A 21,193-nucleotide genomic window follows, 5' to 3' on the forward strand; every position below is an offset into this window, starting at 1 on the left:
TATCTCCTCTGGATTTACTCTTCTTCATCACCGGCAAAATTCGCCCGAGGTAAACAGGTATAGGCGCCCCAGTAGTAGATCGCCAGCGCAATGACTGCGACGGTGATGGTGTCCCATGGGTGACCGATAGCGTTGATGCCGCCAAAACTGCCGAGATAAGAAGCGATGATAATCAGCGCATAGAAGGCGATCAGCCACAGCGAGGACCAAATCTGCTGCTTGAGGCTGACAGCGTGGGTCGGCACCTTATTTTTGAACAGGATATAGACCACAAACATCAGGATTTGCAGGCCGAGCAGCCAGGAGACGGTATTCCAACCGGACCAGTAGACGATCAGCGCCGAGATGATAAATGACACCGGACCGAGCACGCAGAAGCCGCGCACGAAAAATGGTCGCGGCAGCTCAGGGGCATTGCGGCGCAGGCCGGCGGCGGTGACGGGCGCAATCGCGTAACTCAGGACCAGCGCGGCGGAAACCACGCCGATCAGCTTCTCCCATGAAGGGAAGGGCAGCGTCCAGAAAATCGACAAGGCGAAAGTCAGCCAGAGAGCAGGACGCGGAATGCCGGACTCGCCGTCGACGCGAGTGAATATTTTAAAGAAGGTGCCGGCGCGCGCCCAACCGTATACCACGCGTGGTGTGGCGTTCATATAAATGTTACCGGTGCCGCTCGGCGAGATAATCGCATCGCTCACCACCAGAAAAGCCAGCCAGCCCATGCCCAGGGTGATGGCGATATCACGGTAGGGCAGCGAAAATTGCTGGCTGATCCCGGCCCAGCCGCCGCTCAGCATCTCGCTGGGAATACTGCCGAGGAAAGCCACCTGCAGCAGCACGTAAATGAGCGTGGACAACACCACCGACAGGATCAGCGCGATAGGAATGGTGCGCTGCGGGTTTTGCACCTCGCTGGCAACCGAGATAATCGGCGTCAGGCCCAGGTAGGCGAAAATAATCCCCCCGGCGGATATGGCGGCTTCGACGCCGGCGGAGCCAAAGGGGGCAAACCCCTGGCTGTGCAGGTTTTCGGGTTTGAAGAAACTGAACAACACGACGATCACCAACAGCGGCACCACAAATTTAATCACGCTGATCAGGTTGTTGGATTTGGCAAAGGTTTTGACGCTGTAGTAGTTCAGCGCGAAGAAAAAACACAGCAGCAACAGTTGGACCAGCCAGCCGATCAGCGTTGGATCGCCGGAGCCCGGTTGGCTCAAAAAAGGAAACCAGGCGGCGGCGTACTGACGGGCGGCCACGATCTCAATGGAGATCAGGCTGGAGAACGCGATCAGGGTGATAAAGCCCAGCAGATAGCCCATCAGTTCACCGTGGGAAAACACCGGATAGCGGATAATACCGCCGGCGCGCGGCAGCGCTGCGCCCAGCTCACAATAGACAATGCCGAGCAGCAATACCGCCAGGCCGCCGATCAGCCAGGAGTAAATACCGGCCGGGCCGGCAATGGAGGAGACGTGGCTGGCGGCGAACAGCCAGCCGGAACCAAAGATTGCGCCCAGGCCGATAAACGTCAGATCGGTGAGCGTAAGCTGCTTCTTGAATTTGCCTTGGGTTGTCATGGAATGACCCTTTTGTTATTAGGTGGCAGACAGATGCGATTTGGTTAGTCGTTGGCTGATGAGCGGAGAGGTTCACGGGTGTAAATCCCGTTAACCAGCCGCAGCAGGCCCAGTGGATTGCTGTCTTGCAGCTGCGGGGGCAGCAACGCAGGGGGGTAATTCTGCAGGCAGACCGGGCGCAGAAAACGTTCAATAGCCAGCGTACCCACCGACGTACCGCGTGCGTCGCTGGTGGCCGGATAAGGGCCGCCATGCACCATGGCATCGCAGACTTCTACCCCGGTCGGATAACCGTTAAACAATACCCGCCCCGCTTTTTGGGCCAGCCGTTGAGCCAGCGGTTCTGCGTCGGCCAGATCCTCGTTTTCTGTCAGCAGCGTGGCGGTCAGTTGCCCCTGCAGGCTGTCCAGTGCGGCGGTCAGCTGTCGACGATCTTCCACTTCCACCAGAATGGCTGCCGGGCCAAACACTTCCTCTTGCAGCAGCGGGTTTCCGCTGAGCAGCAAATCGAAATCGGCCTGATAGAGCTGTGCCGTTGATAAATGCGGGCGCTCTTCGCGATGACCGGCCAGGTGACGGATGCCGTTTTGCTCATCAAGAGCAGCCAATCCGCGGCGGTAATTGGCCAGCGTGCCGGCATTGAGCATGGCTTGCGCAGGCGCGGCGTTGACCTGTGCGGACAGTTCGCGCACAAATTCGCTGAATGCTTGGCCGCGTAGCCCGATGATCAGCCCAGGCTTGGTGCAGAACTGGCCGCAGCCGAGGGTGAAGGATGCGACCAGCTCGCGGGCGATCTGCTGCCCACGACGGGCTAAAGCCTGTGGCATAACGATCAGCGGGTTGATGCTCGACATCTCGGCAAATACCGGGATCGGTTGGGCGCGCCGCTGTGCCAAATCGAACAAGGCCCGCCCGCCCCGAAGCGATCCGGTGAAACCCACCGCCTGAATGGCCGGATGCTGCACCAGTTCCGCGCCAATGTGGTCCCCGTAAATCATGTTGAAAACCCCGGCAGGGATCTGCTGTTGTTCTCTTGCCCGTTCGATGGCCAGCGCGGTCAGTTCTGCGGTGATCATATGGCCGCTGTGCGCCTTGAACACCACCGGACAGCCTGCGGCCAACGCGGCCGCGGTGTCTCCGCCTGCGGTGGAGAATGCCAATGGGAAATTGCTGGCACCAAACACCGCCACTGGCCCGAGGGCGGTGCGATACTGCCGCAGATCCGGGCGGGGCACCGGCGTTCGTTGAGGCAATGCGCTGTCTATGCGCACGCCATGCACATCCCCACGGCGCAGCAGGGTGGCAAACAGTCGCATTTGGCCGCTGGTTCTGGCCCGTTCGCCGCTCAGTCGGGCTAACGGCAGGGCGGTTTCCTGCATGGCGAAGCCGAAGAAATCCTCATCCAGAGCGTCTAATTGGTCGGCAATGGCCTCAAGAAAGTCGGCTCGACGCTCGGCGCTGAGCTGAGAATAGGCCGTGAATGCTTGTGCGGCGGCATCGGCGGCGGCGGCGGCTTCTTCGTGACTGGCCGAGAAAAAAACGTGGCCGGTCGGCAGGCCGTTGTCGGCGCGCAGGCTGACAAGCTGGGCCTCGCCGCTGGCACGGCGTTGACCGCCGATAAACTGTTGGCCGCTGATGGTATGGGCGTTGGGCATGGGTTCCCCCGTTGGGTCAGTGACAGAGCCCGGCAGGCCGCCGGGCGTGAGTGGCGATCAGAGGCCGACATCCGGCAGCGCAGGGCGGTTTGCCAGCGCTTTTTTGACCACTGCGGTGACCTCGGCCAGGGTATCGCCCTGCAATGCCAGACGTGGCGGACGGGTAATGGCGCTGCCGCGACCCACCAGCTCTTCACACAGCTTGATGCACTGCACCAGATCGGGACGCGCATCCAAATGCAGCAGCGGCATAAACCAGCTGTACAGCGCCAGCGCTTCCTCGAAGCGTTTTTGCTTCGCCAGACGGAACAAGGTTTCGCCTTCACGCGGGAAGGCGTTGGACATGCCGGAGATCCAGCCTTCGGCGCCGACGGCGATGCTTTCCAGCACTACGTCATCCAACCCGGCGAACAGCACAAAGCGATCGCCCACTTCGTTGCGCAGATCGATAAAGCGACGGGTGTCGCCAGAGGAATCCTTGAAGCAGACGATATTCTCGCAATCGACCAGTGACGTCAGGATATCCGGTGTCACGTCGTTTTTATAAATCGGCGGGTTGTTGTAGACCATGATCGGCAGATCGGTGGCGGTAGCGACGCTGCGAAAATGCGTTGCGGTTTCATGGGGTTTGGCTGAATAGACTAACGCCGGCATTACCATAATGCCGTCGACGCCGACCTTCTGGGCTTCGCGCGCCATATTGCGCGCAAAGGCGGTGGTGAACTCGGCGATACCGGCAATCACCGGGACCTGACCCTGAGCTGCGTCGCGTGCCACTTCAATCACCGACAGTTTTTCCTGAACGGTCAGCGAGGTGTTCTCACCCACGGTGCCACACACCACCAGGCCCGAAACGCCGTCTTTGACCAGGTTTTTGATCACCGTGTGGGTGGCGTCGAGATCCAGAGAAAAATCGCTGCGGAACTGGGTGCTGACCGCCGGGAATACGCCGCTCCAGCTAATGGCTTTATGGCTCATAGTGTTTTTCCTGTCGTCCAAGTTTGTTAATCAATGGTGAATTATTGGTAAAATCCAATCACAGATTGACCTGTATTGTTCGCAGGGGCTTGACGGTTTTCGCCGAATGCCATGACGAAATTGGCACAGTGAGGCGGGGTTTCAGACGAGAAGGAACCTGATGCACAAGGCACCATGGCGATTTTTTTACTAATATAAATCAGTGTATTAAAGGGTTATGGTGGTGCGGAAGTCGCGCGGCGTTGAACCGGTCATGGCTTTGAATTGACGGCTGAATGCGCTGTGATCGGTGTAGCCGCACTGCAAGGCGATGTCGGTAATCGGCATATCGCCGGCCAGCAGTTCGGTGGCTTTTTCCAGCCGCACCTTGTGGATCATCTGGCGCGGCGTGAGATGAAAAATGCGTTTGCAGTAACGTTCAATCTGCGCCACGGAAAGTGCAGTGAGCGTCGTCAGTTCCTCAAGTGCGATCGACCGGGCGTAATGCTGGCGAATGTAGACATCGATGGCCGCCAGCCGCTGATAGGCTGGGTGATTGGCCTTGGCTTCCTGCAGATCGTGCGAAATGCCGGCCATGCCGATGATTTTGCCCTGCGCGTCGTACAACGCCAGCTTTTGCGTCAGGCACCAACCGGTCTCGCGTCCGTTATACAAGTGCATTTCCAGCTGATCCTGGATCAGCTCCCCGTGACGCAGCACGCGGAGATCCTGCTCGGTATACCCCGATCCGAGCTGGGCCGGGAAAACGTCCGCCGAGGTTTTGCCCAGCAGCGGCGCGACGGTTTTAAACCCACAGCGTTTGGCCAGCGTCAGATTGGCGAACAGATAACGGGCTTGCACGTCTTTGATGAAGAACACCACGTTGGGCATGGCATTGAACAGCGGGGCGATCAACGCCAGGGAATTAAGCAGGTCGCGCAGAGTATTCGGCCGTTGCTGTGCCAGGCCGTCGCACCAGCGGGACAGTTGCTCAACGGCGAAAACGTCATCTTCCTGTTCATCGAAAGCGGGCCTGGTGTCAGTGATAACCTGGTGGCGTTGAGTTAATCGCATGGCAATACCTTTCCCCGCTGGATGGCACAGAATCTGGAGTGGCCGGGCCGGCCATTTTGACGCGCCTCATCAATATTAACTTTCTTGTAACTTTTCAAGCGCAGCCGTCAATTATGCGGATCACCGCAAACTTTTTCCCTCCGTGACACATTCCACGCAGAAAAAATGGCCTCTTTCGTACAAACCTGGAAATAACATAAAAATAACTATTTGATAAATAACTAATTCTTATGGATCATCGCTTTTCTGTGTTCGGCGTTAACCGGATATCCAATTAAGGATTGTGCTGATTTCTGCATGTGCCGAGCCGAAATGTATCAAGCCGCCGCTGACATATTCGGTCAGTCTAACGCCAATGATAACATTTCATTAACTCAGGAGGCTCCGATGGCACTTTCTTCGCATTTCACCGCGCTGCGGGCGATCGATTCCCATACTGCCGGTGAACCTACCCGGTTGATCATCGAAGGGTTTCCCGATTTGGGTAGCGGCAGTATGGCGGAGCGCAAAGCCCGATTTGCCCAAGATTATGATGATTGGCGCAGCGCCATCATTCTGGAGCCGCGCGGCAATGATGTGCTGGTCGGGGCTTTGCTCTGCCAGCCCTGTTCGCCGCAGGCCGCTGCCGGGGTGATTTTCTTCAACAACGCCGGCTATTTGGGCATGTGCGGCCACGGCACCATTGGTCTGGTGGCCTCATTGGCCTATTTGGGGCGAATTGGCGTGGGAGATCACCTGATTGAAACGCCTGTCGGCACGGTAAATGCCAGGCTGCATGAGGATGGCAGCGTGACGGTGGAAAACGTACCGGCCTATCGCTACCGCCGCCAGGTAAGGGTGGAGGTGAGCGGCTATGGCCCGGTGGTGGGTGACATTGCCTGGGGTGGGAATTGGTTTTTCCTTATCGGTGAACATCACCTGGCGATCGATACGCAAAACCTGGACGCGCTCACCGCTTTTTGTTGGGCGGTGCGGGTGGCACTGGAGTCTGCGGGGATTTATGGCGAAGACGGCGGGGTTATCGATCATATCGAACTGTTTGCCGCCGATCCGCAGGCGGACAGCCGTAACTTCGTGCTTTGCCCGGGCAAAGCCTATGACCGCTCACCCTGCGGGACCGGCACCAGCGCCAAACTGGCCTGTCTGGCGGCCGACGGCAAACTGCAACCGGGTGAGATCTGGCGCCAGGCGAGCGTGATCGGCAGCCAGTTCAGCGGTTATTACCAACGTAACGGCGATCGCGTAACGCCGTTTATCCGTGGGCAAGCCTATGTGTGCGCTGACAGCCAACTGCTGTTGGATGAGCGCGATCCTTTCGTTTGGGGTATCCGCTGATGGCTGCCGACAGACGTGCTGAAGCGATCGTGGTGGGGGCCGGCATTATTGGTGCCGCCTGCGCCTGGCGCCTGGCGCAACAAGGGCTGCAGGTGCTGCTGGTGGATAATCAGCGCGCCGGTGCGACCGCCGCAGGTATGGGGCACCTGGTGTGTATGGACGACAACCCTGCCGAGCTGGCCTTAAGCGCCTACTCACTGCAGCTGTGGCGCAGCCTGGTGGAACGACTGCCGGAAAACTGCGCCTGGCGTGGCTGCGGTACGATGTGGCTGGCAGAGCGGGACGATGAAATGGCGATTGCCGAAGCCAAGCGCCAACGTATGGCGGAGTATGGCGTGACCAGCGAAATGCAAAGTGCCGCACAGGTGGCAGCTCTGGAACCTATGCTACGCCCCGGTTTGGCGGGTGGGCTGCGAGTGCCGGGCGATGGCATCGTCTATGCACCTAACGTGGCCCGCTGGCTTGTGAACGACGCCGGGTCGGCAATCAGAGTCATTACCGGGGAGGCTTGCGCGTTGGAAGATCGGACCATCGTGCTGGCGAGTGGTGAGCGTCTGACGGCACCGGCAGTGGTGCTGGCCTGCGGTCTGCAGGCCAACAGGCTGCTGGAACAGCCCATGCTGCGGGCCAAAAAAGGGCAGTTGGCGATTACCGATCGCTATCCGCACAGGATCCATCATCAGTTGGTTGAATTGGGGTATGGCGCCAGCGCCCATGCCAGCGGCGGGACTTCGGTGGCGTTTAACGTTCAGGCGCGCCCAACGGGCCAGTTGTTGATCGGCTCATCTCGCCAGTTTGACGCCCCAGGCAATGACATCGATTTTCCGTTGCTGGCCGCAATGTTGGCGCGCGCCAACGCTTTTCTGCCTACGCTGGCACAGATGAACGTCATTCGCTGTTGGACCGGCCAGCGTGCCGCCTCCGCCGACGGTTTGCCGCTGTTGGGCCCGCATCCGCAACACCGTTGGCTGTGGCTGGCGCTAGGGCACGAAGGGTTAGGCGTCACCACCGCTTTGGGCAGTGCTGAGCTGATTTCCGCCCAGATCCATCATCATCGCCCGGCGATTGACGACACGCCTTATCTGGCTGCGCGCATGTTCAGTACGGAGGTGTTAGCGATATGAGTCAAAAACAGAATCAACTGAATGTGATCCTTAACGGTGAAAGCCTCTGGGTTCCGGAAGGGGTTAGCGTGGCGGCGGCGTTCAGTCTGAGTGGCGAGGACAGCTGTCGCGTTTCGGTCAGCGGGCAAGTGCGCACGCCGTTTTGTGGCATGGGGGTCTGCCAGGAGTGCCGGGTCACCGTGAACGGCCTGCGGCGGCTGGCGTGTCAGACCCTCTGCCAGCCGGGAATGCAGATTGAGAGGACGGAGAATGAGTGACCTCGTGTGCGATGTGTTGGTTATCGGTGCGGGCCCGGCCGGGCTTGCGGCGGCCCGGGCGGCGGCAGAAAGTGACCAGTCGGTGCTGGTGCTTGATGATAACCTGCGCCCGGGCGGGCAGATCTGGCGTGACGGACCCAACGTGGCGCTACCGGCGCTGGCGCAGCAGTATCGGCGGGCGGTGGAAGCGCTGAGCAACGTGACCCTGCTGAACGGGGTGAAAATCATCGCTTGTTGTGGGCCGCAGAAAATCCTCTACGAAGCTGCGACTGGCAGCGGAGTGGTGGACTATCAAACATTGATCTTGTGCTGTGGCGCACGTGAGTTGCTATTGCCGTTTCCCGGTTGGACGTTGCCTGGCGTCACCGGTGCCGGTGGGTTGCAGGCGCAGATTAAACAGGGAATGCCGATCAAAGGGGAGCGGGTGGCGATTGCCGGCAGTGGCCCGTTACTGATGGCGGTGGCCGACAGCGTGATCAAAGCAGGGGGAGAAGTGGTGAGGGTGGCAGAACAGGCGTCAGCCATGCGCCTGACGGCATTTGCTGGCGGGTTGTGGCGTTGGCCAGCCAAATTACGCCAGTCATTTACCCTGCTCAACCGTCATTATCGTCCTGACAGCTTTGTGCTGGAGGCAATAGGTGAGCAACGACTGACGGCGATACGGCTGCAGACGGGCACTCGCGTGACGACGCTGGCCTGCGAACGCTTGGCCTGCGGTTTTGGCCTGGTGGCGAACGTCGAATTGGCGATGCTGCTGGGCTGCCGCCTTCGTGATGACGCCGTTGCCGTGGACGAGAACCAGCAAACCAGCCAGCCGAAAATTTATGCCGCCGGTGAATGTACCGGAATAGGGGGCAGCGAACTGGCGCTGACGGAAGGAGCCATTGCCGGGTATGTCGCCACCGGCAATCAACAACGGGCGAAGGGATTGATGCGGCAACGTGATAAATGGAGGCGATTCGCCGATGCTGTGGCACAGACTTTTGCCTTGAATCCCGCGCTGAAAGCGTTGGCAGAACCGCAAACTTTGGTGTGCCGTTGTGAAGATGTTTCCTTAGGCCAGCTAAACGGCTTTCCTGACTGGACGGCGGCCAAGCTGAGCAGCCGCTGTGGCATGGGGGCTTGTCAGGGGAAGATTTGCGCGACGGCGGCGCGTCATTTGCTTGGCTGGCCGCTACCGGCACCGCGGATACCATTGACGCCGGTAAGGGTCGAAACCTTGGCCCGATTGAACGACATCGAGGCTGACGAATAAGCCTGCTACACTCAGGCAGATGACCGGACAAATCGGGCGGAAAACGGATGACGAATGCACTGATTACGCTGGGGCTGTGCCTGCTGTTAATACCGCTTTTGTTGTGGTTGATTAGCCGGGCGCTATCGGCCGCAAAAGATAAAAAGCCGCAAGGGGGTAAACCTAAACCCAGGACCGGCATGCCGCACGGCGATGATGAGTGATCCTTACGGGCGCGTGGGGCAGTGCGCCGACCGCGCCGTTGGTATTACCATCACTGTGGCCAGTAATAGGTTTTCTCATGCCAGCCTTTACCATACATGCAGGCTTCTATGGTCGCCGAGCGAGCATCTTCGTTACGATCGTTCTGCACTGTCTTGAACGAGGGCTGTTTTTCGTAGCGGTAACCTGCCGGGCAGTCTTTTTTGTCTTTCTTACAGCTTTGGTATTGGTTTTCGTAGCTAAACTCAAAATCTCTCACCACATCGGGAGGGAAACGTTCGTAACCGCGAGCTTTGCATTCAGCATATTCCATGTCGCGGGTGGCATTGCCGGCACCGGGTTTCTCCCACTGGGTGCAGGCGGTTAATGTCATTAATGGCAAAATAATCAAAAAGCTAAACGTCTTCATGGTATCCCTAACTCTTCCTTTCGTCCTGTATTCACACGCTAAGAATCTTCCTAAGCGAGATAGGGCATGAGTGTAATAAACTGATGTTAAAATTGGAAATGATAATAGTTATTGTTTAGGCGAGGTTGATGTAATACCGACAGTGCAGGGCTAAGAACGTTACTCCCAATCATGAAATAGTCCCGCTTGTTATAATGTACCTGCTAACTTTTATTGGATATATATGGGAAGTGATTTTTTAAGATATTTACCTAAAGATTAATTCTTATTATTGGTTACACAAAGGTATTTAAAGAATCGTGAATTAGAATAGGGACTTTTTTATTGCTTTTTATAAATTATCGAAATTAAAACTATTATTAAATTTGCCGGTAATACGATTGCAATTCATGCGCAAATTTTTTAGATTCAGGATCGAGAAGTGATTGTCATGATGATGAAGACGTTAAAGGGAGTTTTATTTTGGCGAATAAATCTGAAGTACCTAAAGACAGTGCTGATTTACCTTCATTATCAGAAGATTGTGACAGGTTAAGAAACCTTTCCGATGTTGGGGATTCATTGGGTTACGGTCGTACTCGTTTTTATCAATGGTGCCGGGGACGCGGTTTTCTCACGCTGATGAATGCGCCTTCAGCAGAGATGATAAGCGCGGGTTACATGGTGACGACGTTATCAGATAATGGTTACTCACGCGTTTATGTGACTGAGGATGGTTTTAATTTTGTGGGTGACGCCTTTCGCGAAGACATTCAAAAACGTATGGTCAAGCTTTAAGGAAATTATAAAAATCTTATTCATTTCAATATACTAACTACGGAATTTTCTTATGCTATCGACCGCGTTGTCTAACAAACATCGCGGTTGGCGAGGACCGATCCGTTGTGCTCCCGATGTTCTTCAGATCACTGGAAATTATCTTATTTTTGTATTGATGTTACCCCAGCGCTACAGCCGCAGCCTATTCTGTTGCTACTATAAAGACTGGTTTTTCCCAGGAGCTCAGGATGAAGCATTACGCCGCGTTATTTGTTACTACCTTGCTGTTGTCTGGCTGCGCTACGCAGTCCGTTCCGCTGCAGCAGGCCGAATTACCGCCTCCTAGCCGACTGTTGCTTTATCAAAATATGCCGCAGACGCCTTATGCGACCCTGGTGGTAGTACGTGACAGCGGAATGTTGGCAGGCAGTTGCCGAACCGGGGTTTATATCAACGGGGAGTTTGCTGCGTCGCTGGCGGCGAAAGAAAAGGCTGAGTTCCGGGTTCCGGTCGGCAATAATGAAATCAGCATTGGGCAGGATATGATCGAAAACAGTCTGTGTATCTGGCGCGATACCAGCGGCCGGCTACCGATGACGTTGCGTGCCGGTGAAAGTCGCTATTTCCGCGTGGCAGGAGATATGCAACGCGGATTTGTTCTGCAGGCCGGCAGGCCGTAATTCTGGCGGGGCAGTCAACGCCCCTGCCACCATCCCCACAGGGTAATCAAAAGCCAGGCCGCCGCGATCCAACATAATACCGCAGCGGCCAGCGCCCAAGACAATCTCATGCTGTTGATAAAGAAATACAGCGAGATCAGATACACCAGATAGGGTAAAACGGCCCACATGCCGAATATCAGCGTGGTTCTCAACGCTTCGATTGAGCGTTCGCTGCCGACGATGTAATGGGCAATCAGTGCGAAGGTAGGGAACAACGGTACCAGACCGGCGATATAGTAGCTGCGACTTTTGGCAAGCAGGCCAATGAGTACCACCACCAGTGCGCCAATCAGTGCTTTTACCACGATGCCCATAGGTTTCTCTGACGTAAATAAAAACACATTGCCTGAAAGTGTCAGGGTGATCAATCACAGGGGCAGGGGGAAAACGGGCCCGCGGTTACGGCAGGCCGGAAGGGGATAGCTTATTGGCGGTAGGCGTGCTTAATCTGCTGAATGCTGTTTTTAAAGATCTCGGCCTGGGTGGGATCTTCAATCTGTGCGATAAAGCGTTCCATGTTGATAATGACTTTCCCGGCGTCGGCCTGGCCGATCGATTTCAGGATCAGCGTTAGCGTGGCTTTAAGGCAGGCGACTTCCGTTGCCAGCGTTTCCGGGTTTGCAGACGTAGTGAAGTCAACGTTGCTCATTTTCTCTCCTGATTTTTGAGGCCGAAGCCTGAAACAATGTGCTTTGTGGTGCACACCCGCACCGATTTCATTCAATCAGACGTGCAGATGCGTATTTAACTGGGCGCGGAGTATAGCATAGCATGCAGATATCCATCTGCACCGATAGCGCGATATCCGTGTCGGTGCGGCTAATGCGGCATCGATCGTGGTTTTATCAACTTCCACTTTATAGTGCATAGTCACTAGTGATTATTGAATGGAGTGTTGGTAGTTTGGTAGCGGAGCCACCGGGGAATAATAGCCAAGTTATTTTTTTCGAGTTAATAAGTATTTGTCCGTCGGGTTATTGTTAACTTGTTAGGGTTATTTAAATCATCAACCCTGGCTGCGAGCTGACGTCCGGGGTGAGTAATTTCTTTACGCAATGACTCTTGCGAGGCAAGATAAAAAGCAATCTTTCATATTGTTTTATTTCAATGGATTACAATCTTGTTGCATTGGTGTTAATATTATCCGTGTTGCGATTTCTTACACTGATTTTACCTTCGCTTCTGGATTATCGCAGTATCATGGAGCCCGGTTCACTCAGGGTAATATTTACATCGACGGCTTTTTATCTGCAGACAAGGGTTTTATCGGGCAACCTGAGTGACTAAAATTCGAAAATCAGGCCCACTGCGCAAAGTTAATCGGAAGTAAGTATTAATCTGTGTTCATTCTTGGCTAAAAAACAAGTAATATCTCAGGCTATAACAGAGGCTGATTGCGTTACTCCCTTCTTTTTGGAGATTTTTCCTTGATTAGCGTTCTTCTTGTTGATGACCACGAACTGGTGCGCGCAGGGATACGACGCATTCTTGAAGATATCAAAGGTATAAAAGTTGTCGGGGAGGCCCAGTGCGGTGAAGACGCCGTGAAATGGTGCCGTGGCAATGCTGTAGATATCGTTCTTATGGATATGAACATGCCGGGTATTGGCGGGCTGGAAGCCACGCGCAAAATTGTACGCTATGCGCCCGACGTTAAAGTCATCATGCTGACTATTCACACTGAAAATCCCTTGCCGGCAAAAGTGATGCAGGCCGGAGCCGCGGGCTATCTCAGTAAAGGCGCTGCGCCGCAGGATGTGGTGAATGCCATTCGTACTGTGCAAGCTGGGCAGCGTTACATTGCGTCCGATATTGCTCAGCAAATGGCTTTGAGCCAACTGGAGCCGCAAACGGAAACCCCGTTTAGCTGCCTGTCTGAGCGTGAACTACAGATTATGCTGATGATCACCAAAGGCAAAAAAGTTAACGAGATCTCAGAACAGCTGAGTCTCAGCCCCAAGACGGTGAACAGTTACCGTTACCGCATGTTCAGCAAGCTGAATATCAGCGGTGATGTCGAACTGACACACCTGGCTATCCGACACGGATTGTTCAATGCGGAGACGTTGTTAAGCAGTGAGTGACCGTTTTGATGCCAAAGCATTTCTCAGCACCGTAACCAGCCAGCCTGGCGTCTACCGTATGTATGACGCTACTGGCACGGTTATCTACGTCGGTAAAGCCAAAGACCTGAAAAAACGCCTCGCCAGTTACTTCCGCCAACAGGTTGGCAGCAGGAAAACGGAGACGTTGGTTAAAAATATCGCTCAAATAGACGTAACTGTTACTCATACCGAAACAGAAGCGCTACTACTGGAACATAACTACATAAAGTTATACCAACCGCGATATAATGTTCTTTTGCGAGACGATAAATCTTACCCGTTGATCTTCCTCAGCGCGGACAGCCACCCACGCCTGGCGGTTCATCGCGGCGCTAAACACGCCAAAGGGGAATATTTCGGGCCGTTCCCCAATTCTTATGCCGTGCGTGAAACGCTGGCGCTGCTGCAGAAATTGTTCCCGATACGCCAGTGCGAGAACAGCGTGTATCGCAACCGTTCGCGTCCCTGCCTGCAATATCAGATTGGGCGTTGCCTGGGGCCTTGCGTCGCCGGATTGGTGAGTGAGGAAGAGTACCGGCAGCAGGTGGATTACGTGCGCCTGTTCCTGTCCGGTAAAGATCAGCAGGTATTACACCAGTTGATCGAAAGGATGGAAAACGCCAGCAAGACACTGAACTTTGAAGAAGCGGCACGCATTCGCGACCAGATCCAGGCGGTGCGAAGAGTGACCGAACGTCAGTTCGTTTCCGGCAACAGCGACGATCTGGATGTGATTGGCGTGGCTTTCGAATCCGGTATGGCTTGCCTGCACGTGCTGTTTATCCGTCAGGGTAAGGTATTGGGTAGCCGCAGTTACTTCCCGAAAGTACCGGGCGGCACCGACATGAGCGAAGTGGTGCAAACCTTTGTCGGCCAGTTTTATTTACAGGGCAGCCAGATGCGCACCTTGCCGGCGGAAATTCTATTGGACTTTACTCTGCCGGAGAAAGACCTGCTGGCCGAGTCGCTTTCAGAACTTGCCGGCCGGAAAATTCAGATTCAGAGCAAACCGCGAGGGGATCGCGCACGCTACCTTAAACTGGCTCGTACCAACGCGGCGACGGCGCTAACCACCAAACTTTCCCAGCAGTCGACTATCCATCAGAGGTTGGCCGAATTGGCGAAGGTGCTCAACCTTGCCGAAATTAACCGCATGGAATGTTTCGACATCAGCCACACCATGGGGGAGCAAACCGTGGCTTCCTGTGTGGTATTTGACTCGAATGGTCCGCTACGTTCGGAATATCGGCGCTATAATATCACCGGCATAACGCCAGGGGATGATTATGCCGCGATGGCGCAGGTGTTGAAGCGTCGCTATGGCAAAGCCCTGGAAGAGAAAAAAATCCCCGACGTTATTTTTATCGACGGCGGCAAGGGGCAGCTAGGTATGGCGATTGACGTATTCAATTCGCTCAACGTGACCTGGGATAAAAACAAACCCTTGCTGATTGGTATCGCCAAAGGGGCCGACCGCAAAGCCGGGTTGGAAACGCTGTTCTTTGTACCGGAAGGCGAGGGCATTGCCTTGCCGTCGGATTCACCGGCGCTGCATGTGATCCAGCATATCCGCGATGATTCGCATAACCATGCGATCACCGGGCATCGGCAGAGAAGGGCAAAAGTAAGAAACACCAGCGCGTTGGAATTGATCGACGGCGTTGGGCCAAAACGGCGACAGGTGCTGTTGAAGTATATGGGCGGACTTCAACCATTATTGAACGCCAGCGTTGAGGAAATTGCAAAAGTGCCGGGTATTTCACAAGCATTGGCAGAAAAGATCTACAATGCATTGAAACACTGAGGGCAATGTAGCAACATACTCTTAATTCCCACTCCAGCCAGATAGTTACCGTAGCATTATGCAATTGAATATACCGACTTGGCTTACTCTGTTTCGCGTAGTTCTGATCCCATTCTTTGTTCTGGCATTTTACCTGCCGTTCACTTGGGCTCCGATGGTTTGCGCCGTCATCTTTGTGTTTGCTGCCATAACCGACTGGTTTGACGGTTTCCTGGCCCGTCGCTGGAAGCAAACGACCCGTTTCGGGGCGTTCCTTGACCCGGTGGCGGACAAAGTGATGGTGGCGGTAGCGCTGGTGCTGGTGGCGGAACACTATCACACCTGGTGGATTACCCTGCCTGCGGCAACCATGATTGCCCGTGAAATTATCATCTCGTCGCTGCGTGAGTGGATGGCGGAGATCGGCAAGCGCAGCAGCGTGGCGGTGTCCTGGATTGGCAAAGTCAAAACCATGGCGCAAATGATGTCGCTGGTCGGGTTGCTGTGGCGTCCCGATCGCACCGTCGAGTATGTGTCTTTTGGTTTGCTGTACATCGCGGCGGTGCTGACTTTCTGGTCAATGTTCCAATATTTGAACGCTGCGCGGAAAGATTTGCTGGAACCCTGATCAAAGCGATGCAAAAATCGTCAAACGAACGTAATGAGACAACAATTTTATTGACTCATTACGTCAGGTAAGTAGAATGCATCGCATCAGACGGCAGCGGTGATTTGCCGAAAGATAGCAAAAAAATCAGTAAGTTCTGATTAATGCGGGAATAGCTCAGTTGGTAGAGCACGACCTTGCCAAGGTCGGGGTCGCGAGTTCGAGTCTCGTTTCCCGCTCCAAATTTGATGAAGCTGGTGTTTCACGAGCTTTAGCCTGATAAAGGCAAACAAGAATTTAGGCGCGTTAACAAAGCGGTTATGTAGCGGATTGCAAATCCGTCTAGTCCGGTTCGACTCCGGAACGCGCCTCCAATTTTCCCGAGCCCGGGTGGTGAAATCGGTAGACACAAGGGATTTAAAATCCCTCGGCTTATGGCTGTGCGGGTTCAAGTCCCGCCCCGGGTACCAGGAAAATAAATTCCAGAATAATCAAAGCAATAAGCAGTAATGTCGTGACCGCCGGAAGGCGGTTTTTTTGTGCCCTAAATCACCTTTCGGAACATTTTCAGAAGATGCTTTCAGAAGATAAAATCTGAAAGCAGCATAAATATTCATCCTTTCTGATTGCCCACCACTGGCACTATTTTCACTTTGCGATCATAAATTGCCGTTTGGCTCGCATTTTTGTGGCCAGATATCGCCTGCTTATCTGTCAGTGAACCGTCCAGATCGGAAATACCTTTTGCCTTGAGGTCGTGATAGGTGAAATCGAAATCCAGATCCGGATATGCGGCGATTGCCGCCAGCTTTGCATTGCGCCACTGGGTATTAAAGCCATCGCGGGTGTAGCGGTTCCCGTTGCGCTGGTGGATCACGTATACGCTGGAAATGCCGTCTTTGATTGGCAATGTGTCGGCTAATGCTATGGCCGCACGAAGTCTGTCTGACCAGGCTTTGATTTGCTTGGCGCCGGTCTTCCCCTGGCGGATAAAGATCCCCGGTTCTAAAATTTGTGCACGGTTTAGCACAAGAACATCAGCCTGCCGCGCGCAGCAAAGGTAAGCCACCTCCATTGCGACCCTCACCGTATCCGGCGCGACAGCATAAACAGCGTCATACTCGGCGTCAGTGATATAGCGCTCGCGAGATTTCTCCTTAAATTGCCTCACCCCTTTACATGGATTTCCTTTCACATAGCCACGCTCGTAACTCCACCCAAACACCCGCGACATGAAGGTTTTTTCACGGTTTGCCTGCGTCTTACTTTTTAGCCCGCGCTTATCCATATATTTCCTGATGTGCTCAGGCTTAATATTGTTCGGGTCCATTTTCCCAAATACCGGCATAACTTTTTTGGCGTATTTCTGGTAATCCTTCTGCGAGTCGAAAGCTAAGTCGGTAAACTCTGCAGAGTTGAGGAACCTATCGGCCAAGGTCTTAAATGTCGCCTTGTCTTCTTTCTGGCTGATAAATTTCTCGTACGCTACCCAGACCGCGGATTGTGCAGCATCGAGAGGGCAGAGCTTTATAGTCCTGCCGTCAGGGTGTTTGAACTCGTAGGCGCACCGGCCGCGGGATACGCGTGATGGCATCCAATTATCTGCGGGGTTCTTACGCTTACCTGCCACTTACATTGCCTCGAAGTCTGGTTCTTCCGCTACCGGTTTCGGCGGCGAATTTCGGTATTTCACAGGGTTCAGGAAATGCCCCCATGTTGTTTTTGGGTGACCGTCCGGACGCTCAATAAAAAATATTCCCGCCCGGCGGAGTGCGTCACACTGTTTCGTCTTATAGTGGTGACCGGTCAACTCAATCATCTCTTCTTTCGTGATTATGTCGTGATCGTTTCGCATGGTCTTTCCTCGGTTCGATCATCCTGGCGATTGCGTCGTCGGTTACACGACACGCCTCGATGACGTCTTGATCGCTGAGTTGCGTTTTCCGTACGCTGGCCGACAGCCGGCCGATTTTGAGGTCGAAGTCAGAGAGTAGGCGTGCGCCTGGTTGCCATCGCTGCATTGTGGTTGCCTTGTTGTGAGGTGTCCCACAATGCTAGCGATGGCGGTGGCCTATTTCTGATTAGGCTTAATCAACTTTGTTGGCGGTCGAGTACTGCTGATCTTCACGTCTGGCGGCAGGTTGTAGATAACCTCACAACGGCGATCCGTCATGATGGTCCCTACACGCCCATCGGGCAGGGTGATATAAGCGGGCACTCCGCGTCGTTGAGAACGATTAAGCATCTGATTACCTCACCTGCAGCGAGCGTTCGCCGATTTCAATATGGGCGCCTTTGACCTCGACGCCGTTCTCGATCGCTTCCTTGATGGCTTTTTTGTCCGGCGTAACCAATGTTTGTACAGTCACCAGTTCATCAGGTAGTAGGTCTGCGTTCTCGATCACCACGCTGGCCCGGCCTTTGGCCGCAGTAAAGGTATTGGTCGTGGTTTTTAGTTTGTCTTGGCCGGATGCCAGCAGGCATGCCAGCACATACTGACGGATGGATTTGGCGCGATTCTCGAACGACTTTTTACGGTCGGCCAGGCGCTTAACTTCTTCATCAACCGTCTTGGCCAACCCTTCCAGATTACGAACGTGGATAAAGGCAGCGTCCAACTTGTCACCCAACGCTCCCTCGATGCCTTCCAGTGTATCGGCGATCATTTCTGGCGTCAGGTCGTCAGAGGTTTCAATCAGCTGCTGCAGCTTGGCGTAATCAGATGCTAATGCGATGGCTGTGATGCTCATGATGCTTTCTCCTCGGACAGGATGGCGATGCGTTCATCTTTCAAGGTGGTAAGGCGGCGCAGTCGGCCAGCCAGGTATTTAGCGTGATCGGTGTCGCCTTTGGCTTCAGCGGCTTTGCGGTGCGTCTCAACCTCACGGGAAATTGATGAATGAACCTTGCTTGCCTCGTTCACTGTCACGGCCGATGTGATGGTGTCGGCGACTTTTGCCAGCTTCTCGTCTAGTTCTTCGCGCAGGCGTGTCACGTCCTCAGCTTTATCGCTGGCATTCCGGATAGCGAACTCTGTGGCGTTTTCCGCTTTGTATTCCGCCGAGTCAAACCACCCGAGGAAGATATCGGCAGAGAAACCGAGCATTGACAAAGCTTTCTTGATGGAATCTGTAAGACTTTTCTTTTTGGCCTCGCCGTCACATTTCATTTTTCCCGCATTGGTCATATACAGATATTTAGTCGCACCGAACGAAATAACCTCTTTCCGTTCATCACCCTGCACGTACCAAAAACGAATGCCAATACTGTGATTCTGCTCGGTTACAAGTGTGCCATCAGCATCGCGAAGCATTTTTTTACCGATGAATTTATTACCCTCGAATACGTTTTCAATCATGGGGGCACCAGGCAACATGGCGTCTTCGAAAATCTCGTATCCCCACCCTGAACCAATAGGGCCAAAGATCTCGGTTGCTCGCATAAACATGTACTCGCCGTTGATGCTGGTACCTGTAAAACCTTCTGCATCGACTGGTTTCGTATAGCGAGGGTCCGTGCGCATAACGCGCTTCCAAATGCCGAGATTTTGTTGCACTTCTGCTGGTTGCTCGGCAATCACCTGTTCAACCTGCTCGGCGCGCTGCTGGAAATCGTCTGCTTTCAGCTGACGCACCAGTTCTTCGGCTTGATCCACGTTTTTATCGGCACGCTGCTGCAGTGTTTGCTCTGCTGGATCATTGGCATAAACGCCATAACCCATTTGATCCAGCTGCTGCTTGGCTTGCTGCGCTTTCGCGTCGGTAACTTGGGTTTGCTGCTGTGCGACTTCCGTTTTTTCGCCTTCACTCGAGGTATCGAGGGCGGTCGACAATTTTTCACTTCTTTCATTGAAAGTGGCGGCTAGTGCTTCTCTGCTTTGCTTTTCAGTTTGCTGCTCACTGCTGCCGATTAGGCCGTCGATAGAGAAGCGGCCGCCGCCGAGGTTTTCCACCTCGACATTTTTCTCAGGCTGCTGGCCGTAGTCCGCCAGTTCGGTGCATGCCGGATGTCCAGCAAGGCGAGTTTTCACAAAGTGCAGGCGTTCTTCATCGTTATTTACTAACTTGAGGTTTTTCAGCCCTTCGGAAATGATCGCATGGCGGGTGTCTGTATCAACGTTAAGGATACCGATGATCACCCGCAGAGTTTTGTCCCATGCACGCCATACGGAATCGCGTGCTGCGATAATTTCTTTCGCGTTTTTTACGTCGGCGGCTTTCGCGTTGGTAGGGTGAACGGCCATGATTGAAAGTGCGACGTGCATATCCAGCGTGTTGTAATCAGGTATTCCTTCGGTGTTATTCACATTGACGTTGGCGTTCAGCTTGATGCTCTCGCGATCCCGAGGATTATCAACCCATGCTTGAGCAAAGGCGTTTACGTCCTCCCTGGACGGCATGCGATCGCCAGCACTATCAAAAATGGCGGTGATAAGGTTATAAATACCGGCTTGGTGCATAGCGCCTACTGCTTCCACTGCAATCAACCCATCGATCACCGCGCGCATGCCGGTGTCGTCTGGTGTCTCGTCGTCATTCAGCAGGTCAACCACAAGCGATAGCTGGCTATTATCGATCTCGGTGTCGCCATACATGACAACGGCTGCAATCTTAACGTTGGCTGGTTGCGCCAGCAGGTCAACTGGCCCGGTTGGCAGTTCCGTTTCTGGTTCCTTTTGAGTCCAGACACTACCGTCAAAAACATTATCCTGCGCGAATTGCTCGTCAAATTCTCCGACCGGTGGGCGAGGGTGACCGGGCTGATCTTCCACAGTTTTTGGGTTGAAAAAATTATCAACGCTTTCAGGGTATTTTTCGTAAAGCTTGCCGATCGCAATACCTTCGGCCGCTTTCTTGTTTGGTGCTTCAAGGGCAATAACGAGTGGTACAGCCCCGTTGGCCTGAGCCTTTTTCTTTGGATCAAATAAAACGATATGAATAGCCATTATTGGTCTTTCCTATGGTTGTGCGCTGGTCAGGCGCGCTTAGTACGGCAGTTCGTGAACGTCGATTTCTGAATGTTCGATGCACAGCAACTGCTGAATCTGATCATCAATGAGGATTTGCTGCTGGTGCGAGCTTGCGGCGATGCGCTCTTTCTGTGTGCGCAGTGCTTCAACCTGTTTGCCGATCAGATCAATCGGTTCAGGCTGGTCGACATCGATGATGATTTGGCGGGTTTCCAGCAGCACATACTCCGGAAACTCGGACATGTCAGCTGTTAAAACAGTGATTTTCTGTTCGGCGAATCGGGATACATTCGCGTGGATATAGAGCGTGACTGGTATCTGTAGTGCTTTCATAGCAACTCCTGATATAATGCTTGCAGATCAGTGGTGCAAGCCATTGGTCTTTCCTAGAAAGGTCGGTT

The 21,193-nt window shown here is 54.0% G+C and carries 22 protein-coding genes and 3 tRNA genes; 12 read left to right on the top strand and 13 right to left on the bottom strand.

Going from position 1 to position 21,193, the window contains the following annotated elements; genetic code table 11:
• Positions 1-14: 14 nt before the first annotated feature.
• From EBA31_RS08775 to EBA31_RS08790, 4 genes are all read right to left on the bottom strand, one after another.
• Positions 15-1,580 (bottom strand): APC family permease, encoded by a 1,566-nt coding sequence (locus tag EBA31_RS08775; RefSeq protein ID WP_122078409.1) that lies wholly within the window; start codon positions 1,578-1,580, stop codon positions 15-17.
• Positions 1,581-1,624: 44 nt separating this feature from the next.
• Positions 1,625-3,235, bottom strand: coding sequence for an aldehyde dehydrogenase (NADP(+)) (locus tag EBA31_RS08780; protein ID WP_122078411.1), 1,611 nt, complete (start codon positions 3,233-3,235; stop codon positions 1,625-1,627).
• 57 nt (positions 3,236-3,292) lie between these two features.
• On the bottom strand, positions 3,293-4,213 hold the full coding sequence (locus EBA31_RS08785) for a dihydrodipicolinate synthase family protein (RefSeq protein WP_020826223.1): 921 nt from the start codon (positions 4,211-4,213) through the stop codon (positions 3,293-3,295).
• Between the two features lie 207 nt (positions 4,214-4,420).
• Positions 4,421-5,266, bottom strand: coding sequence for an AraC family transcriptional regulator (locus EBA31_RS08790; RefSeq protein ID WP_122078413.1), 846 nt, complete (start codon positions 5,264-5,266; stop codon positions 4,421-4,423).
• A 387-nt stretch (positions 5,267-5,653) separates the two neighbouring features.
• Between EBA31_RS08790 and EBA31_RS08795 the strand changes: the two genes are divergently transcribed.
• Genes EBA31_RS08795 through EBA31_RS08810 form a run of 4 tightly spaced genes read left to right on the top strand, consistent with a single transcriptional unit; the run spans position 5,654 to position 9,237 of the window.
• On the top strand, positions 5,654-6,601 hold the full coding sequence (locus tag EBA31_RS08795) for a 4-hydroxyproline epimerase (RefSeq protein WP_115061057.1): 948 nt from the start codon (positions 5,654-5,656) through the stop codon (positions 6,599-6,601).
• The gene (locus EBA31_RS08800; protein WP_122078415.1) at positions 6,601-7,725 is read left to right on the top strand and encodes an FAD-binding oxidoreductase; all 1,125 of its coding nucleotides are present in this window, start codon (positions 6,601-6,603) and stop codon (positions 7,723-7,725) included. The genes EBA31_RS08795 and EBA31_RS08800 overlap by 1 nt, the downstream gene beginning before the upstream one ends.
• Positions 7,722-7,982 carry a 2Fe-2S iron-sulfur cluster-binding protein gene (locus EBA31_RS08805; RefSeq protein WP_046373940.1) on the top strand — a complete coding sequence of 87 codons (261 nt, stop codon included), beginning with the start codon at positions 7,722-7,724 and terminating at the stop codon, positions 7,980-7,982. The genes EBA31_RS08800 and EBA31_RS08805 overlap by 4 nt, the downstream gene beginning before the upstream one ends.
• Positions 7,975-9,237 carry an FAD/NAD(P)-binding oxidoreductase gene (locus EBA31_RS08810; protein ID WP_122078417.1) on the top strand — a complete coding sequence of 421 codons (1,263 nt, stop codon included), beginning with the start codon at positions 7,975-7,977 and terminating at the stop codon, positions 9,235-9,237. Before EBA31_RS08805 ends, EBA31_RS08810 begins: the two co-directional genes overlap by 8 nt.
• Positions 9,238-9,490: 253 nt before the next feature.
• On the opposite strand, the gene EBA31_RS08815 is transcribed toward EBA31_RS08810, so the two are convergent.
• On the bottom strand, positions 9,491-9,847 hold the full coding sequence (locus EBA31_RS08815) for a hypothetical protein (RefSeq protein ID WP_020826230.1): 357 nt from the start codon (positions 9,845-9,847) through the stop codon (positions 9,491-9,493).
• 462 nt (positions 9,848-10,309) lie between these two features.
• On the opposite strand from EBA31_RS08815, the gene EBA31_RS08820 reads away from it, so the two are divergent.
• Positions 10,310-10,624: a hypothetical protein gene (locus EBA31_RS08820; RefSeq protein WP_071844565.1), complete on the top strand. Its 315-nt coding sequence runs from the start codon at positions 10,310-10,312 to the stop codon at positions 10,622-10,624.
• Between the two features lie 230 nt (positions 10,625-10,854).
• Positions 10,855-11,286 (top strand): hypothetical protein, encoded by a 432-nt coding sequence (locus EBA31_RS08825; RefSeq protein ID WP_046373938.1) that lies wholly within the window; start codon positions 10,855-10,857, stop codon positions 11,284-11,286.
• Between the two features lie 14 nt (positions 11,287-11,300).
• On the opposite strand, the gene EBA31_RS08830 is transcribed toward EBA31_RS08825, so the two are convergent.
• Together EBA31_RS08830 and EBA31_RS08835 are read right to left on the bottom strand one after the other, a co-directional pair.
• Entirely contained in the window at positions 11,301-11,642 is a 342-nt protein-coding gene (locus EBA31_RS08830) for a GlpM family protein (RefSeq protein WP_044549716.1), read from the bottom strand.
• A 110-nt stretch (positions 11,643-11,752) separates the two neighbouring features.
• A complete protein-coding gene (locus EBA31_RS08835; protein ID WP_020826235.1) occupies positions 11,753-11,977 on the bottom strand; it encodes a DUF2594 family protein in 225 nt (74 codons plus the stop codon).
• Positions 11,978-12,755: 778 nt separating this feature from the next.
• Here EBA31_RS08835 and uvrY point away from each other — a divergent pair.
• The 6 genes from uvrY (at position 12,756) to EBA31_RS08865 (ending at position 16,293) form a co-directional block, all read left to right on the top strand.
• Positions 12,756-13,412 (top strand): UvrY/SirA/GacA family response regulator transcription factor, encoded by a 657-nt coding sequence (gene uvrY / locus EBA31_RS08840; protein ID WP_041414407.1) that lies wholly within the window; start codon positions 12,756-12,758, stop codon positions 13,410-13,412.
• Positions 13,405-15,237, top strand: a complete 1,833-nt coding sequence (gene uvrC, locus EBA31_RS08845; protein ID WP_122078419.1) for an excinuclease ABC subunit UvrC — start codon at positions 13,405-13,407, stop codon at positions 15,235-15,237. Before uvrY ends, uvrC begins: the two co-directional genes overlap by 8 nt.
• A gap of 58 nt (positions 15,238-15,295) precedes the next feature.
• Positions 15,296-15,844: a CDP-diacylglycerol--glycerol-3-phosphate 3-phosphatidyltransferase gene (gene pgsA, locus EBA31_RS08850; protein ID WP_020826238.1), complete on the top strand. Its 549-nt coding sequence runs from the start codon at positions 15,296-15,298 to the stop codon at positions 15,842-15,844.
• Between the two features lie 145 nt (positions 15,845-15,989).
• Positions 15,990-16,065: transfer RNA gene (locus EBA31_RS08855), tRNA-Gly, on the top strand.
• Positions 16,066-16,123: 58 nt separating this feature from the next.
• A tRNA-Cys gene (locus EBA31_RS08860) sits at positions 16,124-16,197 on the top strand.
• Positions 16,198-16,207: 10 nt separating this feature from the next.
• A tRNA-Leu gene (locus EBA31_RS08865) sits at positions 16,208-16,293 on the top strand.
• A gap of 143 nt (positions 16,294-16,436) precedes the next feature.
• Here EBA31_RS08865 and EBA31_RS08870 read toward each other — a convergent pair.
• The 6 genes from EBA31_RS08870 to EBA31_RS08895 form a co-directional block, all read right to left on the bottom strand.
• The gene (locus EBA31_RS08870) at positions 16,437-17,453 is read right to left on the bottom strand and encodes a tyrosine-type recombinase/integrase (RefSeq protein ID WP_122078421.1); all 1,017 of its coding nucleotides are present in this window, start codon (positions 17,451-17,453) and stop codon (positions 16,437-16,439) included.
• On the bottom strand, positions 17,454-17,678 hold the full coding sequence (locus tag EBA31_RS08875; RefSeq protein WP_122078423.1) for a DUF4224 domain-containing protein: 225 nt from the start codon (positions 17,676-17,678) through the stop codon (positions 17,454-17,456).
• A 216-nt stretch (positions 17,679-17,894) separates the two neighbouring features.
• The gene (locus EBA31_RS26910) at positions 17,895-18,068 is read right to left on the bottom strand and encodes a hypothetical protein (RefSeq protein WP_202914197.1); all 174 of its coding nucleotides are present in this window, start codon (positions 18,066-18,068) and stop codon (positions 17,895-17,897) included.
• Positions 18,069-18,072: 4 nt separating this feature from the next.
• The gene (locus EBA31_RS08885) at positions 18,073-18,573 is read right to left on the bottom strand and encodes a siphovirus Gp157 family protein (protein ID WP_122078427.1); all 501 of its coding nucleotides are present in this window, start codon (positions 18,571-18,573) and stop codon (positions 18,073-18,075) included.
• Positions 18,570-20,768 carry a hypothetical protein gene (locus tag EBA31_RS08890; RefSeq protein ID WP_122078429.1) on the bottom strand — a complete coding sequence of 733 codons (2,199 nt, stop codon included), beginning with the start codon at positions 20,766-20,768 and terminating at the stop codon, positions 18,570-18,572. Before EBA31_RS08890 ends, EBA31_RS08885 begins: the two co-directional genes overlap by 4 nt.
• 39 nt (positions 20,769-20,807) lie before the next feature.
• Positions 20,808-21,125: a hypothetical protein gene (locus tag EBA31_RS08895; protein WP_122078431.1), complete on the bottom strand. Its 318-nt coding sequence runs from the start codon at positions 21,123-21,125 to the stop codon at positions 20,808-20,810.
• Positions 21,126-21,193 lie beyond the last annotated feature (68 nt).

Source organism: Serratia sp. P2ACOL2 (assembly GCF_003691565.1).
Lineage (GTDB): Bacteria > Pseudomonadota > Gammaproteobacteria > Enterobacterales > Enterobacteriaceae > Serratia > Serratia liquefaciens.